The following is a 17,174-nucleotide window of genomic DNA, read 5'->3' as shown; positions in this document are numbered from 1 at the left end:
GTTCCGGGGTCCGCGCCCCGCTCCGGGGGCGGGCGGGGCGGGGGTGGGTCCCGCAGGGGTCCGCGTCACGACGTCACCTTCCGGGGGGCTGGCTGGGCTGCTGGGAACCGCTGGGGGCGGCCGGGGCCTGCCCGGGCGGGGCGGCCGGCGGGGACGCCGCCGGGGCCGGGGCCGGCGAGGACGACGGCCCGGCGGCCTGCGGCGGCGCGCCCGGGGTCTGGGAGGGGGCCTGGGCCGGTACCTGGCCCTGGGCCGGTGCCTGGCCCTGGGAGGGGGCCGGGGACGGCGGCGGCGGGACCTCGGCCGGGGCGGCGGCGCCGGCGACCTTGCCGTCCGGGCTGATGAAGACCGGGCTGCCGCCGGGGACGAGGCCCAGCTCCTGCGCCCGGCGCTGGAGCGCGTCGGGGGCGGAATGGGCGTCGACGTCGCGCTGGAGCGCCTGCTCCTCGTCGGTCAGGACGGTGGTCTCCTTCTTCAGCTTGCTCAAGCGGAAGGAGCCCTCGTTCAACGCCGAGTTGAGCAGCAGCAGGCTGATCAGGCCGCCGCCGAGCAGGGCCACGACGAGCAGGACGAACGGCATCCGGGCCGCCTGTCCGGCGGAGCCCGCGGGACGTGCGCCGGGGCGGCCGCCGAGGGCCCGGCCGACCCGGGCCGCCTGGCCGCGCGTCAGCGTGGCGAACTTCCCCGCCTTGCCGCCCCCGGCCGTCACAGCTTCGCCTCCCGGATGCGTTCGACGCCGCGGCAGCGCGCCGGGGCGGCCCGCCGGTTCTCGGCGATCTCCTCCTCGGTCGGCAGCTCGGCGCCGCGCGTGAGCAGCTTCAGCTTCGGCTGGTACTTCTCCGGGACCACCGGCAACCCGGGCGGGGCCGTGGTGGTCGCGCCCGCCGCGAAGACCTGCTTCACCAGGCGGTCCTCCAGCGAGTGGTACGAGAGGACCGCGATCCGGCCGCCGACCGCGATCCGGTCGACCGCCGCGGGGATGGCCCGCTCCAGGCCCGACAGCTCGCCGTTGACCTCGATGCGCAGCGCCTGGAAGGTCCGCTTGGCGGGGTTGCCGCCGGTGCGCTTGACCGCCTGGGGCAGGGAGTCGCGGATCAGCTCGACGAGCCGGGCGCTGTTGGTGAAGGGCTCCTTGTCCCGCTCCCGGACGACCGCGGACACGATCCGCTTGGCCTGCTTCTCCTCGCCGTACTGGCGCAGGATGCGCACGAGCTCGCCCGGCGCGTAGGTGTTGAGCACCTCGGCGGCGCTGATGCCCGTCGTCTGGTCCATCCGCATGTCCAGCGGCGCGTCCTGCGCGTACGCGAACCCGCGGTCGGCCTCGTCGAGCTGCATGGAGGAGACGCCGAGGTCGAAGAGGATGCCCTGGACGGCCGGGAGGCGCAGCCCGTCCAGAACCTCGGCGAGGTCGGCGTAGACGGCGTGGACGAGGGTGGCCCGGTCGCCGAAGGGTGCGAGCCGTTCGCCGGAGAGCCGCAGGGCCTCCTTGTCGCGGTCGAGGCCGATCAGGCGCGCCTCGGGGAAGCGGGTGAGCAGGGCCTCGCTGTGGCCGCCGAGGCCGAGGGTGCAGTCGACGACGACGGCCCCGGGCCTCTCCAGCGCCGGGGCCAACAGGTCCAGGCACCGCTGGAGCATCACCGGGACATGTCGGGACTCGCTAGTCAAAGCGCCCTCTCAGATAACGGCGCACCGCGCGCACGCACCGCCGGGCCCCATCCGCTCGGGATCGGTACCCGTCCGGCGGCACCGGGGAATCCGGCCCCGGCCGGGCCGGTGAGCGGGAGGGGGCCGGGCCGTGCGTACGCGCCGCGCACGCGGAGTTTCATCGGGGGCCGGGCGGCCGGTCAGGGCCGGGCTCCGGCCGGTTCGCGTCACTTTAGTGCAACGGTCGCCGCGGTCAACGAACCGCCCCGCGCGCCGTGCGACGCTCTCCGGGGGAAGCGGCAAATGCCGTGAATCACTCGGATGGGCGCCTCCGCCTCACCCCTGTGGGTTAGCTCACACCAAGGCCGGTTGACCTTCTTTGTCCGTCCTCACCAACTGCCCCGACCAGCCGTGACCATTAACGTCGTATCCATGACGACATCCGCATCCCTGCCCGCCGAGCCCGCGTCCGAGATCCCCGGGGACGGCGTCACCGACCGCCTCGTCGAAGCGAACCGGCGGTACGCCGCAAAGTTCGCCGACCCCGGCATGGACGCCCGCCCCGTCCTGCACGTGGCCGTCGTGGCCTGTATGGACGCCCGCCTCGACCTGCACGCCGCCCTCGGCCTGGAGCTCGGCGACTGCCACACGATCCGCAACGCGGGAGGCGTGGTCACCGACGACACCATCCGCTCCCTCACCATCAGCCAGCGGGCCCTGGGGACCCGCACGGTGATCCTCATCCACCACACCGGCTGCGGCCTCGAGAGCCTGACCGAGGACTTCCGGCACGAGCTCGAGGACGAGGTCGGCCAGCGCCCGGCCTGGGCCGTCGAGGCGTTCCGCGACGTCGATCAGGACGTCCGGCAGTCCATGCAGCGGGTGCGGACCAACCCCTTCCTGCCGCACACGGACGATGTGCGAGGCTTCGTCTTCGACGTGCACACCGGCCTCCTGCGGGAGATCGATCCCAGCTCTTGAGTGACACAAGGCCTTAACGCCGTCAAGAATGCGGGGAGACGCCTTCCGGGAACCCCCGGAACCGGTGTCCGTGTTTCGGGGTGGGCCGGTCATGCGCCAAGGGCGATCGGCCCTGGGAAAGGGCCGAGGAGAACCAGGTGACGACGTATGACGACCGAGCGAGCCTCGCGGATCTGACCAGCACGGCGGAGCGCGTGCGCCACTCGGTCGAAAGCGTGATCGAGGGCAAGCCGGAGGTCGTGCGCCTCGCGCTGACCGTCCTGCTGGCCGAGGGACACCTGCTGATCGAGGACGTCCCCGGCGTCGGCAAGACGATGCTCGCCAAGACGCTCGCCAAGTCCATCGACTGCTCGGTGCAGCGCATCCAGTTCACTCCGGACCTGCTGCCCTCCGACATCACCGGCGTGAGCATCTACGACCAGCAGCGCCGCGAGTTCGAGTTCAAGCCGGGCGCGATCTTCGCGCAGATCGTCATCGGCGACGAGATCAACCGCGCCTCGCCCAAGACCCAGTCCGCGCTGCTGGAGTCGATGGAGGAGCACCAGGTCACCATCGACGGCACCACGTACGTGCTGCCGACCCCCTTCATGGTCGTCGCCACCCAGAACCCGGTGGAGATGGAGGGCACCTACCCGCTGCCCGAGGCACAGCGCGACCGCTTCATGGCCCGCGTCTCCGTCGGCTACCCCAGCCCCGAGGCCGAGCTCCAGATGCTCGACGTGCACGGCGGGCTCTCCCCGCTCGACGACCTGACGGCCGTCGCGCACGCCCACGACATCGTCAAGCTCATCGAGGCCGTCCGGGAGGTGTACGTCGCCGAGCCCGTCCGGCGCTACGTCGTCGACCTGGTCTCCGCCACCCGCAGCCACCCGGACCTGCGCCTGGGCGCCTCGCCCCGCGCCACCCTGCACCTGCTGCGCGCCGTGAAGGCCTCCGCCGCGCTCTCCGGCCGGGAGTACGTACTGCCCGACGACGTCCAGGCGCTGGCCGCCCCGGTCCTCGCGCACCGGCTGCTGCTCACCGCGCAGGCCCAGCTGAACCGGCGCACCGCCGAGCAGGTCGTCCAGGACATCCTGCAGCGCACCCCCGTCCCCGCGGCGCACGCCCGCGGCGAGATGCCGCCCGGCGCCGGCATCCGGGGCTTCTGATGGACGCCGGTGGCCCGGCGGAGGAAGGCCGCGGCGCCGGCGGGCTGCGCGCGTCGCTGTCCGGGCTGACGACGCGCGGCCGCTCGTTCCTGGCCGCCGGGATCGCCGCCGCCGCCTGTGCGTACGTACTGGGACAGGGCGAACTGCTCCGGGTCGGGCTGCTGCTGGCGGTGCTGCCGCTGATCTGCGTCCTGGCGCTGCACCGGACCCGCCACCGGGTGTCCGGCAGCCGCCGGCTCACCCCGGCGCGGGTCTCCGCGGGCGCCGAGGCCCGGGTCCAGCTGCGCCTGGACAACGTCTCCCGCCTCCCCACCGGCCTGCTCATGCTCCAGGACCGGGTGCCGTACGTGCTGGGCCCGCGCCCCCGCTTCGTACTGGACCGGGTCGAGCCGGGGGGGCGCCGCGAGGTGTCCTACCGGGTGCGTTCCGATCTGCGCGGCCGCTACCCGCTGGGCCCGCTCCAGCTGCGGCTGAGCGACCCCTTCGGCCTGGTCGAGCTGACCCGCTCCTTCTCCGCGTACGACACCCTCACCGTCATACCGCGCACCGAACCGCTGCCGCCGGTCCGCCTGGCCGGCGAGGCGTCCGGCTACGGCGACGGCAGCCGCCGTTCGCTGGCCCTGGCCGGTGAGGACGACGTGATCCCCCGCGGCTACCGGCGCGGCGACGACCTGCGCCGGGTCCACTGGCGCTCCACCGCCCGCTACGGCGAGCTCATGGTGCGCCGCGAGGAGCAGCCGCAGCGCAGCCGGGCGACCGTCCTGCTGGACACCCGGCGCCTGGCCTTCGAGGGCGCCGGCCCCGACTCGGCGTTCGAGTGGGCGGTGTCCGGGGCCGCCTCGGCCCTGGTGCACCTGCTGGAGCGGGGTTTCTCGGTGCGGCTCCTGACGGACACCGGCGACTCGGTGCCCGGCGAGGGCGGGAGCGGCGGCTTCTCCGCCTCCGGCGGGCAGGACTCCGCGACGGCCGCCGGGCTGATGATGGACACCCTCGCCGTGGTCGGGCAGTCCGACGGCGCCGGGCTCTCGCGGGCCCACGACGCGGTGCGCGGCAGCGGCTTCGGCGGCAACGCCGGGGACGGGCTGCTCGTCGCCTTCCTCGGCGACCTGGACGACGTACAGACGGAGCTGGCCGCGAAGATGCGCCAGCGCGCCGGGGGCGCGGTCGCCTTCGTGCTGGACTCCGCCACGTGGGCGGGCCGTCCGGCGCAGGAGCACGCGCTGCCCCCCGTGGAGGAACGGCTGCGCCGGCTGCGCGACGCGGGCTGGACGGCGCTGGCCGCCCCGCCCGGGGTGGCCTTCGGCGAGCTGTGGAGACAGGCCGGGAGGGCTCCTTCCGGCCCGGGTACCACCGGAGGTCGGGGATGAGCGGGCGCGCGAGACTGACGCTGTTCGCGGCACTGGCGACGCTGCTGACCTCGTGGTCGCTGGCCCCGCTGGTGGAGTCGGTGGCCTGGCTGCCGCAGGCGGCGCTGCTGCTGGCCGTACAGAGCGCGGTCGGCGCCGGGGCGCGGCGGGTGCCGCTGGCGCGTTCGCTGACCGTGGCCGCGCAGCTGCTGGTGTCGCTGCTGCTGCTGGCGCTCTTCTTCGGCGGCAGGACCGGGTCCGGCGGGTCCGGTCCGGTGGCGTACCTGGTGACGGACTTCGGGGCGCTGTTCCGGCAGGGCGCCATCGACGTCGGCGAGTACGCGATCCCCGCTCCGCTCACGGACGGCATCCGGCTGCTGCTGGTGTCCGGGGTGCTGCTGATCGGGCTGCTGGTGGACCTGCTGGCGGTGACCGTGCGCACCGCCGCGGCGGCCGGACTGCCGCTGCTCGCGCTGTACTCGGTGGCCGCGGGCCTGTCGGGCGGGGGCGGGGCCTCCTGGGTCTCCTTCCTGCTGGCGGGCGGCGGGTACCTGATGATGCTGCTGAGCGAGGGCCGCGACCGGCTGGCGCAGTGGGGCCGGGTCTTCGGCGGCACCCCGCCCGGCCGGGTGTCGGCCGCCTCGGGCCTCGGCGCGGGACCGGGCGGCGGCCGGGCGGCGGCTCCGGCGCGGACCGGGCGGCGCATCGGCGTGACGGCCCTGGGCCTGGCGCTGGTGGTGCCCGCGCTGCTGCCGGCGCTCGGCAGCGGCCTGATGGGCCCGCAGGGCGGCGGCGGGGGCAGCGGTGGCGGGACGGGCGGGACGATCTCGGCGGTCAACCCGCTGGTCTCGTTGCAGAACAGCCTGAACGCGCAGGACAACCGGGTGGTGCTGAAGTACCGGACGGACAGCCCGCAGCAGGGCGAGCAGTACCTGCGGATCCTGGCGCTGGACGAGTTCAACGGGGTCAAGTGGGAGGCCTCGGGCCGGGCGCTGACCGATGTGCCCGAGCGCCTGCCGAACCCGCCCGGTCTCGGCGAGCAGGTCCGCCAGGGCGCGCAGGAGGTGCGGACCAGCCTCTCGGCGGCCGAGGGCTACAGCCAGCGCTACCTCCCGATGCCGTACCCGGCGACAGCGGTCGAGATCGACGGCAAGTGGCGCTTCGAGCCGGCCGGACGGACCCTGGTCGGGGACCAGCTGGGCAAGGAGCGGTTCCAGAACGTCCAGGGCGCGCGGTACAGCGTACGGAGCCTGCTGCTGAAGCCGACGGCGCAGCAGCTGCAGAACGCCCCCGCCCCGAACGCGGCCGTCCAGGCCGAGTACACGAAGCTGCCGGACACGCTGCCGCCGGTGGTCGGGGAGACGGCGCGCCAGGTCACGCAGGGGGCGCGGGACGACTACACGCGGGCCGTGAAGCTGCAGGACTACTTCGCGGTCAGCGGCGGCTTCCGCTACAACACGAAGACGGCCTCGGGGACGGGCTCGCAGGCGGTCGCCCGCTTCCTCGCCGAGAAGGAGGGCTTCTGCGTCCACTTCGCGTTCTCGATGGCGGCGATGTCCCGTTCGCTCGGCATCCCGGCGCGGGTCGCGGTGGGCTTCACCCCCGGCGAGCGGCAGCCGGACGGCAACGTGAACGTGACGATGCGGGACGCGCACGCCTGGCCGGAGCTGTACTTCGAGGGCGTGGGCTGGACCCGGTTCGAGCCGACGCCGCGGTCGGGCATCTCGGTGCCGGACTACTCCCGGCCGCAGGCCCCGGCGGCCCAGCCGTCGGCGCCCGCACCGCTGCCCTCCACGGGCGCGACGGCGCCCGCCCCGGCGCCGTCGGCGGCCGAGGACTGCCCGCCGGAGCTGAAGAAGCTCGGCGAGTGCGGCGGCCCGGTGCTCCGGCAGAACGCCTCGGGCGGCGACGGGACCTCGGCGATGGCGGTGCTCGGCTGGGTCGCGGCCGCGGTGGTGGTCCTGGGGCTCCCGCTGCTCCCGCTGCTGTGGCGGACCCGGGTGCGGGGCCGCCGGCTGGGCACCGGTGAGGTGCCGGCGGCCTGGCGGGAGCTGCGTGACGCCGCCTGGGACGTGGGCGTGCCCCCGGACGGGGCGTTGTCCCCGCGCCGGGCGGCGGACCGGATCGTGGAGCTGGGCGCGCTGGAGCCGGAGTCCGCCGCGGCGGTCCACCGGGTCGCGGGCGCGGTGGAGCGCGAGCTGTACGCGCCGCCGGGCGCGAAGGTCCCGTACCCGGCTCTGGCGGACGACGTGCTGCTGGCCCGTACCGGGCTGCTGGCCGGGGCCGGCCGCGGTGCGCGGCTGCGCGCGCTGCTGCTGCCGCGCTCGGCGGCCCGGGTGTCCTGGGCGGTGTCCGCCCGCTGGGCGGCGCTGTCCTCGGCGGTCGCGGGCCGGCTGGCGACGGTCCGGCTGGCGGCCGCCCGGCTGCGGCTGCCCCTGCGGGGGCGCGGCTGAGGCCGTGACGGAGGCCGGGCGGAGGGGGCGGGGCCGGATCGCGCGGGACGCGGTCGGGCCCCGCCGCCGTACGGGGGCGTCCGCTCCCGGCGCACCGGGCCCGGCCGGCAGTCGGTCCGGCCGGCGACGGTCCGGACGCGGCAGCCGCTCTCCCGCCCGGCCGTGAACGCACGGACGCGGCGGGGCTCGATCCCCCCGAGCCCCGCCGCGTCCGTGTACCGCGTCACCGGGTCCCCCGCCCGGTCACGGAGGAGGTACCCGGTCCGCTCCGCGGCCCCGTGTCCGCGGTGCGGACCGGGTCTCCTGTCCGTTGCCCCCAGTCTGCCGTCCGCGCAGGTGGGGGCCCATCCGCGCGCGTACTCATCTCGTGCCTGGGTACGGGTACTCAGGCGCCGCGGCGGGCCCCACCAGTTGTACGGGCCGCCGCCCGCGGACGGCACCGCCGACCGGGGGTCACTCCGCCGGGGGACGCACGCCCCCCGGCCACTGGAGACGCACACCCCCGGCCGCGGTCAGCGGTTTCCGCTGACCCGGCCCCGCAGCAGCAGGGACAGGGCCGAGTGCACGTCGTCCAGCGACCGCTCGCTCTGGAAGGACTGCCAGTCCAGCGCGGCCACCAGCACCATCCCCACCATCGCGGCCGCCGTGAGCGGTACGTCGATCTCGGCGCTCAGCTCACCGCGCTCGACTCCCTCGCGCAGCACCGTCTCGACCACCGCCACCGCCTCCCGGCGGACCACCATGAGCGTGGACTGCCAGGTCCGGTTGGTGCGCCACAGCTCGGCGACGTACAGCTGGGTGAAGGCCGGGTAGCGGTCGATGAAGACGAGCCCGGCGCGGATCATCGCGTCGAGCGCCTCGACCCGGGTGCCGCCGCGGGCCTCGGTCTCCTCCGCCGCCGTCCGCAGCGAGACGGTCAGCAGTCCGACCCCGTGCCGCAGCAGCTCCTCGAAGAGGTCGTTCTTGCTGGCGAAGTTGTAGTAGACGGTGCCCTTGGCGACGCCCGCCCGCTCGGCGATCTCCTCGACCGTGGTCGCCGAGAAGCCCTTCTCGGCTATGAGCGTCACGGCCGCTTCGTAGAGCTTCTGCCGGGTGGCCTGACGTCGGCCGCCGGTGACCGTTCCGCCGGTGACCGTGCCGCCCGTACCGGTGCTGCTGCTTTCCATGGCGCTGATTCTCACAGGTCGACACATCCCCCACGGGCTCGGTGCTACAGGCTCAGTTCCGGGTGCAGCCGGTCCATGGTCCACACCTGCTTGCCGCGGGCCGCGAGCGCGGTGAGGGCCAGTGCCCCCAGGGTGAAGGCCGTCAGGACGGCGCAGCCCTGCCACACCGGGGCGAGGTCCCCGCCGGTGATGAGGCGGCGCAGGCTCTCGACGACGTACGACATCGGCAGGTAAGGGTGGATCGCGTTGAAGAAGCCGGGACTGGTCTGAACGGGGTAGGTGCCGCCCGCCGACGTCAGCTGGAGCATCAGCACGGCCAGCACCAGGATGCGTCCGGCGGCGCCGAACTTGGCGTTGAGCCACTGGACGATCGCCGCGAAGCAGCCGGTGACGAGGAACAGGAAGCCGACGGTGAGCGCCGGCCGTTCCATCTCCAGCCCGAGGCCCCAGTGGAGCACGGCCATCAGCAGGCCCACCTGGGCGGCGCCGAGGCCCGCCACGGGCAGCCAGCCGGCGAGGGCGATCCGCCAGGGCGAGGCGCCGGCGGACAGGGCCCGCCGGTTCATCGGGGCGATGAGCATGTAGGCGACCATCGCGCCGACCCAGAGGGAGAGCGGGATGAAGTAGGGGGCGAAGCCGGTGCCGTAGTTGGGCGCCTTGTGCAGGGACTGGTTGGCCAGCTGGACCGGGTCGGCCATGACCTCGGTGCGGGCGTCGCGCTGCCGCTCGTCGTAGTCGGGGATCTTGCCGACGCCGTCGTGCAGGCCTCCGGCGAGCTCGCCGCTGCCGTCGACCAGCTTGTAGATGCCCCCGTCGAGGCTGTGCGCGCCGTCGCCGAGCTTGCCGACGCCGGCGTCGATCTTGCCGGAGCCGGTGTGGGCGGAGCCGAGTCCGGTGTGCAGCTGGGCCATGCCGGTGGCGACCTGGTGGGCGCCCTTGTTGAGGGCGTTCACCTGGGTGACGGCGGCGTCGAGGTCGGCGGAGAGGGCGGGCGCCCGCTCGACGACGAGACGGGCCTGCTTCTCCAGTTCGGTCAGCTGCTTCTTGAGGGTGCTGACGTCGCCGTTGGCCCCCTTGACCAGGGTGTCGACGTCGCCGCTGAGCTCGGCGGCCTGCGCGGCGTCGTCCTTGACCTTCTTCAGGTCGGCGCATGACGCGAGGAGCGGGTCGACCCCGGGGGTGAGGCAGCGCTTCGTGTAGTACGCGTCCAGGCCCGAGGCGACCTGCTTGGTACGGGTGGCGGCGAGCGGGGCCTTCTCGGCGATCTTGTCGAAGTGGCTGTTGACCACCCCGGCGGCGTCGGCGACCAGTTCGGCGCTGGCGGCGAGCTGCTTGGGGTCCTTGAGGAACGACTTGGCCTTCTCGGACGCGCCGTTGACCGTGTCGGCCACCTTCTGGGTGCCGTCGGCGACGTCCTTGGTGCCGGTCTGCAGCTTGGCGGCGGCCGTGTTGAGCTTCTGCAGGCCCCCGGTCAGCTCGCCGGTCTTCTCCTTGGCCGTGTCGAGGCCGTCGGCCAGCTCCTTCGCGCCCTCCTTGGCCTTGCCCGCCCCGTCCTTGAGCTTGTCGGCGCCGTCGGCGGCCTCGGCGGTCTTGTCGTGCAGGTCGGAGAAAGAGACGAAGATCTTGTCGAGGAAACCGCGGGAGGCGTTGGTGGACGCGGCGGAGCGGACCTCGGCAAAGACCGTGCGGGAGATCGAGCCGACGATGTAGTTGTTGGCGTCGTTGGTGCGCACCTGGAGGGCCCCGGTGGTGGGCTCCTCGCCCGAACTGGAGGCGATCTTCGCGCTGAAGTCGGCGGGCATCGTGAGGGACAGGTAGTACGTACCGTCCTCCAGCCCCTTCTCCGCCTGCTCGGCGCTCACCTCGCGCCAGTCGAAGGTCTTGCTGTCGTGGAGCTTCTTCGTTATCTCGCCGCCGGCGTCGAGGTGCTTGCCGTCGACGGTGGTGCCCCGGTCGGAGTTGACGAGGGCGACGGGCACCTTGTCGAGCCGGCTGTACGGGTCCCAGAAGGACCAGAGGTACAGGGCTCCGTAGAGCAGGGGCAGCAGGAGCAGCGCGACGAGGGCGGCGCGGGGCAGCTTCCCCCGCCCGAACCGCTTGAGCTCAAGCGCGGCCAGCTTCGGTGATCGCATCGTCCGCCCCCTTCGTGTCGTCGTTCTCGGTGCCGGTGCTCTTGTCGCTCTCGGCGCTCTTGTCGCTGTCGTCGCCGTCTTCGCCGTCTTCGCCGTCTTGGCCGGAGGCGGTGCCGCTCTTCGCGGCCGTCCCCCACGTGACCTTGGCGTCGTCGGCTGCTCCGCTTCCCCGCGGCGGCGCGGCGGGCCCTGCGGGCGCCTCCGGCTCGGCGGGTGCCTCCGGCTCGGCGGGCGCGGCCGGCTCCGGGGCGCCCGTCCGCAGGACGACCGCGTCGTCCGGGGCCTCGCTGCAGACCGCGAGCACCGTGGTCCCGCGGGCGGCGATCGAACGGAGCAGGGTCCAGACCTCGGCGCGCTCGGCGTCCGAGAGCTTGAGGTCGAGGTCGTCCAGGGCCAGCAGGCGCGGCGAGCACAGCAGGGCGATGGCCACGGACAGCCGTACGGCCTCCAGCCGTTCCAGGTCCCGTACCGAGGTGCGCGGGCCCTTCGGCAGCGCTGCCAGGTCGAGCCCGGCGACGGCGAGGGCCTCGTCGATCCGGGCCCGGGCGCGGGCCTTGCGCTCGGCCCGGGGGCGCAGCAGGGCGCGGACCGGGCCGTCGTAGCGGCGCTGGAGCAGCGCGCCCTCGCGCAGTTGCTCGGCGACGGTGAGGGCCTGATCGAGGTCGTTGACCCCGGGGACCGGGCCGAGGGCGGCGATCCGGCGGACCGCCGCCATCTTCTTCGGCAGCCGGTGGCGGCCGATCTCGGCGTGGCCCTCGGTGGCCTTCATCCGTCCGGTGAGCGCGAGGAGCAGGCAGGTCCGCCCGCTGCCGGAGGGGCCTTCGACCGCGATGAGCGAGCCGGGCTCCGCGTCGACGCCGATGCCCCGGAAGGCCCAGCCGCGCGGTCCCTTGAGTCCGAAGTCCCGGGCTTTCACGGACGCGCCGTGCGGGCTGTCCACGCTGCCCCCCTTCTTTTTGAACTGACCGGTCAGTTCAAAAACTACCACCTCCCCCCGCATCAGGTGCGCGGCAGGGGGTAGTTGTCGACCTGTCACCCGCGTACCCGCAGGTCAGCGCGATTGTCAGTGGCTCCCGTCACGATGGGGGCAACGCAACGACAGGAGGTTCGTCATGGCCACACCGTCCCCGTCCCCTGTCCACCCCGTCCTGCGCAAGTCGTCAGCCCCACCGGCCGCTGTCGATCTGCTCGCCAAGGCGCGCGACGGCCTGGCGGAGGCAGTCCGGCTGTCCCGTCCGAACGAGCGATACGCCACCGCCCACCTCGCCGCGCTGCGCACCGCCGCCGCCGTGCTCGCCGCGCGCGGCCGCCCGGAGCCGGTGCACCCTCGCCGGCGGCCCCGCATCCGCAGCGCGTGGGAGGTGCTCCCGGAGATAGCCCCGGAGCTGGCCGAGTGGAGCGCCCTGTTCGCCTCCGGCGCCGCCCGCCGGGCCCGGGCCGAGGCGGGGATAGCGGACGCGGCGAGCGGCCGGGACGCGGACGACCTCGTGCGTGCGGTCTCGATGTTCCTGCGGCTGGTGGAGCGGATGCTGGCCGTCCAGCCGCCCCCGCAGACCCTGCCGCAGCCGCGCGCGGAGCGTCCGGACGCGGGATGAGCTGCACGGCCGTGGAAGGCAATAGGGTGGGGCACTGACCGCTCACCCTTACCGCGCCGAGGAGCCATCAGCCGTGTCGGACACATCCCGCCCCCGTGCCTCCCTCCGCACCGCCGTGGTGTGGGAGGTCCTCAAGGAGGCGCTCGACCGCCGGGTCAAGGCGACCGGCCGGGACGTGCTGGACGTGCTCGACACCGGTGGCGGCACCGGCAAGTTCGCCGTGCCGGTGGCCCGTCTGGGCCACCGGGTCACCGTGGTCGACCCCAGCCCGAACGCGCTGTTCGGGCTGGAGCGCCGGGTGGCCGAGGCCGGCGTGGCCGACCTGGTGCGCGGGGTCCAGGGCGATGCCCAGGGCCTGCTGGACGTCGTGGACCGGGAGGCGTACGACGCGGTGCTCTGCCACGGCGTGCTGGAGTACGTGGACGACCCGGCGGAGGGCGTGGCCAACGCGGTCGCGGCCCTGCGCCCGGGCGGCGTCCTCAGCCTGCTCGCCGCCGGCCTCGGCGGGGCCGTCCTCGCCCGCGCGCTGGCCGGGCACTTCACGGAGGCCCGCACCGCGCTCACCGACCCGGCCGGACGCTGGGGCGCCGGCGACCCGGTGCCGCGGCGCTTCACCGCCGAGCAGCTCTCGGAGCTGGTCGGCGGGGCCGGCCTGGCGGTCGGCGCGGTGCACGGCGTGAGGATCTTCGCCGACCTGGTGCCGGGGGTCCTGGTGGACACCGAGCCGGGCGCCGTGGAGGCGCTGCTGCGTCTGGAGGAGGCCGCCGCCGAGCTGCCGGCCTTCCACGCGGTCGCCACCCAGTTGCACGTCCTGGGCGAGAAGCAGGCCTGATCTGCGATCTTCCGGGGACGGAGTCGGCCACTCACCCGCCGATCCGGCGGTCGGCCCCGTATGATCGGGTGCAGTGACCGGTATGGCGGACGCACCATTGGGGAATAAGCGCCTCAATGACCGCCCCCACGGCGGTACCGTTCGCGCAGTGGTTCGGTGGCTGGGCTATTTTGAGGCTGAGCTGTTTTAAGAACGTGGCATAGAGGGCGGGTATCACGGGGGCGATTCCCCGCCTATCCTGAAGGGGACCCCTGGTCGCCACCCCCCGCGACCGACGGATGAGGAGGACTCCCGTGCCGCTCTCGGAGCACGAGCAGCGAATGCTCGAGCAGATGGAGCGAGCGCTGTACGCCGAAGATCCCAAGTTCGCGACAGCGCTTGAGGGAAGCGGACTGCGTACGTATACCCGTCGCCGGGTGTACCAGGCAGTCGCTGGCATTGTGGTGGGTATCGCGCTCCTCATGACCGGTGTGATCTGGCAGGACGTGCTCTGGATCAGCGTGGTGGGATTCCTCGTCATGCTGGCTTGTACGGTCCTCGTGGTCACCGGTTGGCGCAAGGCACCCAAGCCAGGCGAGCAGCCCGTCTCCGGCAGTACCGACGGTTCGGCCCACGGCCAGAACCGGCAGCGTCGGTCGATGATGACCCGCATCGAGGAACGGTGGCAGCGCCGCCGTGACGAGCAGGGGCAGTAGCCCCCGCACACAACGTGAGTGAGGGGACGGCGGCCTGCGGGCGGCCGTCCCCTCACTGCTCTGCGTCGCGCCCTCCGGATCACCCTTTCTGCGGCATGATGAGCCGGTGAGTGTGCTGCCCCTGGTCTTCACCAGCGGCTGGGCCAGTGGGATCAACGCTTATGCCGTGGTCCTGCTGCTCGGCATCTTCGGCGCGACCGGCCTGACCGACGAGGTCCCCGCGTCGCTGCAACGCACCGACGTGCTGATCGTCGCCGCGGTGCTGTTCGCGTGCGAGGCCGTCGCCGACAAGATCCCGTACGTGGACACCGCCTGGGACGCCGCCCACACCGTCATCCGCCCCCTGGCCGGCGCCGTCGTGGGTGCGCTGCTCGCCGGGCAGAGCGGTTCGCTCTCCGACATCGCCGCTGGCGCCGTCGGCGGCACCACGGCCCTGGCCAGCCATTTCGTGAAGGCCGGCACCAGGATGGCGATCAACACCTCGCCCGAGCCGTTCAGCAACATCGTGATGAGCACCGCCGAGGACCTCGGCGTGGCCGGCGTCATCACCTTCGCCATGTTCAACCCGCAGGCCGCCGCCGTCATCGCGGCCGTCCTGCTGGCGGTCGGGCTGGCCATACTGTTCTTCCTCTGGACCCGGATCCGCCGCTTCCTGCGCCGGCGCGCGCAGCGCCGCGAGGAGAAGCGGCTCGCCGCCGAGGTCCGTACCCACACCACCGCGCCACCCGGCTGACCTCGCTCGATAGGCTCGGCCGCATGGCACGAATTGCGGTGATCGGCGCCGGGATGGGCGCGATGGCGACGGCGGCCCGGCTGGCCGTGGCGGGGCACCGGGTGACGGTGTACGAGCGCGGCACCACGTACGGCGGAGCCGTCGGGCGCCACGAGCGCGGGGGCTTCGCCTTCGACACCGGGCCCGGCCTGCTGCACCTGCCCGCCGTCTACCGCGACCTGTTCGTGAAGACCGGCAAGCGGCCGCTGGAGACCTGCGTCGACATGGTCCAGCTCGACCCGGCGGCCCGGCACCTGCTCCCCGCCTCCGGTACCGACGTCACCCTGCCCGGCGCCTCGCGCGGTGGAGTCGCCACCGCCCTCGACGGGGCCTTCGGCGCCGGTGCGGGAGAGCGCTGGAACGGCGTGCTCGGCCGGGCCCGGGACGCCTGGGACGCCACCCGCCGCCCGCTGCTGGAGGAACCGCTGCCCGCCGGCCGGCAGCAGGCCCTCGGCGCCGACCCGTACCCCGCCCTGCGCCGGAGCGGACTGCTGCGACGGCGGCCGCCGACGCTGGCCGAGGTGGCCGGGCGCGAGCTCGGCGGCGGGCTGGGCGAGCTGCTGACCGGCCTGGTGGCCTCGTACGGGGTCGACCCCGTACGGGCCCCCGGCTCGGCGGCCGTACTGCCCTACATGGAGCAGACGTTCGGCAGCTGGTACGTCCGCGGCGGGATGTGGGCCCTGGCCACCGCCGTGTACGAGCGCTGCCGCGAGCGGAAGGTGGAGTTCGTCTTCGGGGCGGAGGTCCGCGAGGTCCTGGTGCGGGAAGGCCGGGCGGCGGGCCTGCTGCTGGCGGACGGCACCGAGGTCGCCGCCGACTCCGTGGTGTGCGCGGTCGACCCGCGGCTGCTGCCGGACGGCTCCCCGCCCTGGCCGCCGGAGGCGGTGCCCGCCCGCGGGGAGGGCGTGCCCAGCCGGCTGACGCTCCTGCTCGCCCTGCGCGGCGCCCGCCCGGCCGAGGCGGTCCACCGCACCCTCGTGCACTCCCCCGGCCTGCTGGTCACCGTACTGCGGCCCGACGACCCGGCGACGCGGCCCGACGCGGACCACGAGGCGGTCACCGTGACCGCCGTGTGCCCCGCCGGGGGCGAGGGCGCGGCTCCCCGCCCGGAGGAGCTGCTGGACCTGGCCGCGGCGGCCGTACCGGGGCTGCGGGAGCGGCTGCTGTGGCAGGAGGTGCGCACCCCGGCCGACGTCGAGGCGGCGACGGGTGCGCGGGGCGGCTCGGTGCCGGCGCCCGCCCTCGCGGGAGCCGGCGGCCGGCTGCTGTACCCGGCGAACACCACGGCCGTACCCGGGCTGTACCTCGCGGGCGGCTGGGCGCACCCCGGCGGCGGGCTGGCGCACGCCGGGATGACGGGGGCCCTGGTGGCGGGGCTGATCGTGGAGGGAGCGGAGTTCCGCGGCTCCCAGTGACCGGGGCGGGCGGCGGCCGGGTGGCCACCGGGCTGCCGGGGCGCCGGGTCGCCGGGGCGCCGGGTCGCCGGGCCTCCTGCCCCCGCCGCGCCTCAGTAGCGGTACTGCCCGTACTCCCCGCCGCCCTGCTGCGGGTACGGGTACTCCTGCGGCGGCTGGGCCTGCTCCTCGCCCGGGTAGGGCTGGCCGCCCGGGTCGGTGGTCCGCTGCTGCGGGACCCAGACCCCGCCGGGCGGGGTGTCCATGGAGAACTGCTGCCCCTGTTCGGGGTACGGGGCGTAGGCGTTGTAGTCGTAGGCCTGCGCCGGGGCCCCGCCGCCGGTGCCGATGTACGGGTCCGAGTAGGCGGCGTAGACCTGCTGCTCCCCGCCGGTCTGGTAGCCGCCGGAGTAGTCGTACCCGTAGCCGTCCGACTGGCCCACCGGGTCGTAGGAGGCGGCGTACTGGTGGGCGTCCTGCTCCGCGGTGGTGAAGGGCGAGGCGAACGCGGCCGTCCGGTCCGCTTCGGCGGGTGACGTGAAGCTCTGGATGCCGTAGGACCCGGTGTCCTCGGGCACCGGCTCCGGGCTGTAGACGTCCTGGTCCGCGGAGCGTTCGGCGGACTCGTCCGCGGAGCCGTACTCCAGGGCGGTCACCTGGAGCGCCGGCTGGGGACGCGGACCGCCGGCCCGGCGCCGCCCGGACTGCCGTACGGGTTCCGGGCGGCGCCGGCGCAGCGCCCAGCCGGCCACGAAGCCCTTGCGGAAGGAGAGCGTCACCAGGATCTGGCCCAGGGCGAACGCGGCGGCGCCCGCGCCGATGACCAGCACCGACGGCAGCGCCACTCCGGCGACCACGCCCACGAAGCCGGTGAACGCGAGCAGGCGCCAGCGGAGCCGGGCCTTGTTCTGCATCAGGACCTCGGCAAGCAGCCACAGCGCGACGATGCCGAACGCGATGTAGAGGACCGTCATTCCCACGCATGGCCCCTCTCGGTGCGGCGGACCGCCCGGAAA

At 74.4% G+C, this 17,174-nt stretch carries 15 protein-coding genes; 9 read left to right on the top strand and 6 right to left on the bottom strand.

Annotated elements, in window-relative coordinates; genetic code table 11:
- Positions 1-73: 73 nt before the first annotated feature.
- Together ftsL and rsmH are read right to left on the bottom strand one after the other, a co-directional pair.
- Complete coding sequence (gene ftsL / locus OTB16_RS16245) at positions 74-709, bottom strand: cell division protein FtsL (RefSeq protein WP_267720910.1); 636 nt, start codon at positions 707-709, stop codon at positions 74-76.
- The gene (rsmH, locus tag OTB16_RS16240; protein ID WP_267720909.1) at positions 706-1,665 is read right to left on the bottom strand and encodes a 16S rRNA (cytosine(1402)-N(4))-methyltransferase RsmH; all 960 of its coding nucleotides are present in this window, start codon (positions 1,663-1,665) and stop codon (positions 706-708) included. The genes ftsL and rsmH overlap by 4 nt, the downstream gene beginning before the upstream one ends.
- A 348-nt stretch (positions 1,666-2,013) precedes the next feature.
- On the opposite strand from rsmH, the gene OTB16_RS16235 reads away from it, so the two are divergent.
- From OTB16_RS16235 to OTB16_RS16220, 4 genes are all read left to right on the top strand, one after another.
- Positions 2,014-2,625 carry a beta-class carbonic anhydrase gene (locus OTB16_RS16235; RefSeq protein ID WP_420717709.1) on the top strand — a complete coding sequence of 204 codons (612 nt, stop codon included), beginning with the start codon at positions 2,014-2,016 and terminating at the stop codon, positions 2,623-2,625.
- A 137-nt stretch (positions 2,626-2,762) separates the two neighbouring features.
- On the top strand, positions 2,763-3,773 hold the full coding sequence (locus OTB16_RS16230; protein ID WP_267720906.1) for an AAA family ATPase: 1,011 nt from the start codon (positions 2,763-2,765) through the stop codon (positions 3,771-3,773).
- A complete protein-coding gene (locus OTB16_RS16225) occupies positions 3,773-5,140 on the top strand; it encodes a DUF58 domain-containing protein (RefSeq protein WP_267720905.1) in 1,368 nt (455 codons plus the stop codon). Before OTB16_RS16230 ends, OTB16_RS16225 begins: the two co-directional genes overlap by 1 nt.
- On the top strand, positions 5,137-7,572 hold the full coding sequence (locus OTB16_RS16220) for a transglutaminase TgpA family protein (protein WP_267720904.1): 2,436 nt from the start codon (positions 5,137-5,139) through the stop codon (positions 7,570-7,572). The genes OTB16_RS16225 and OTB16_RS16220 overlap by 4 nt, the downstream gene beginning before the upstream one ends.
- A gap of 512 nt (positions 7,573-8,084) precedes the next feature.
- Here the strand turns inward: OTB16_RS16220 and OTB16_RS16215 are convergent.
- Genes OTB16_RS16215 through OTB16_RS16205 form a run of 3 tightly spaced genes read right to left on the bottom strand, consistent with a single transcriptional unit; the run spans position 8,085 to position 11,810 of the window.
- Positions 8,085-8,738: a TetR/AcrR family transcriptional regulator gene (locus OTB16_RS16215; RefSeq protein ID WP_267720903.1), complete on the bottom strand. Its 654-nt coding sequence runs from the start codon at positions 8,736-8,738 to the stop codon at positions 8,085-8,087.
- A 44-nt stretch (positions 8,739-8,782) separates the two neighbouring features.
- Positions 8,783-10,870 (bottom strand): YhgE/Pip family protein, encoded by a 2,088-nt coding sequence (locus tag OTB16_RS16210; RefSeq protein ID WP_267720902.1) that lies wholly within the window; start codon positions 10,868-10,870, stop codon positions 8,783-8,785.
- A complete protein-coding gene (locus OTB16_RS16205; RefSeq protein ID WP_267720901.1) occupies positions 10,842-11,810 on the bottom strand; it encodes an ATP-binding cassette domain-containing protein in 969 nt (322 codons plus the stop codon). Before OTB16_RS16205 ends, OTB16_RS16210 begins: the two co-directional genes overlap by 29 nt.
- 172 nt (positions 11,811-11,982) lie before the next feature.
- On the opposite strand from OTB16_RS16205, the gene OTB16_RS16200 reads away from it, so the two are divergent.
- The 5 genes from OTB16_RS16200 (at position 11,983) to OTB16_RS16180 (ending at position 16,179) form a co-directional block, all read left to right on the top strand.
- Positions 11,983-12,465, top strand: a complete 483-nt coding sequence (locus OTB16_RS16200) for an SAV_6107 family HEPN domain-containing protein (RefSeq protein ID WP_267720900.1) — start codon at positions 11,983-11,985, stop codon at positions 12,463-12,465.
- A 73-nt stretch (positions 12,466-12,538) separates the two neighbouring features.
- Positions 12,539-13,297 (top strand): methyltransferase domain-containing protein, encoded by a 759-nt coding sequence (locus OTB16_RS16195; protein ID WP_267720899.1) that lies wholly within the window; start codon positions 12,539-12,541, stop codon positions 13,295-13,297.
- Positions 13,298-13,590: 293 nt separating this feature from the next.
- Positions 13,591-13,992, top strand: a complete 402-nt coding sequence (locus OTB16_RS16190; RefSeq protein WP_267720897.1) for a DUF3040 domain-containing protein — start codon at positions 13,591-13,593, stop codon at positions 13,990-13,992.
- A gap of 106 nt (positions 13,993-14,098) precedes the next feature.
- Positions 14,099-14,725: a DUF4126 domain-containing protein gene (locus tag OTB16_RS16185; RefSeq protein ID WP_267720895.1), complete on the top strand. Its 627-nt coding sequence runs from the start codon at positions 14,099-14,101 to the stop codon at positions 14,723-14,725.
- 23 nt (positions 14,726-14,748) lie between these two features.
- Complete coding sequence (locus OTB16_RS16180; RefSeq protein ID WP_267720894.1) at positions 14,749-16,179, top strand: phytoene desaturase family protein; 1,431 nt, start codon at positions 14,749-14,751, stop codon at positions 16,177-16,179.
- 92 nt (positions 16,180-16,271) lie between these two features.
- On the opposite strand, the gene OTB16_RS16175 is transcribed toward OTB16_RS16180, so the two are convergent.
- Entirely contained in the window at positions 16,272-17,138 is an 867-nt protein-coding gene (locus tag OTB16_RS16175) for a hypothetical protein (RefSeq protein WP_267720892.1), read from the bottom strand.
- Positions 17,139-17,174: the final 36 nt, after the last annotated feature.

This window comes from Streptomyces antarcticus, from assembly GCF_026627255.1.
Lineage (GTDB): Bacteria > Actinomycetota > Actinomycetes > Streptomycetales > Streptomycetaceae > Streptomyces > Streptomyces antarcticus.
This window is presented reverse-complemented; position numbering and strand designations above follow the sequence as displayed.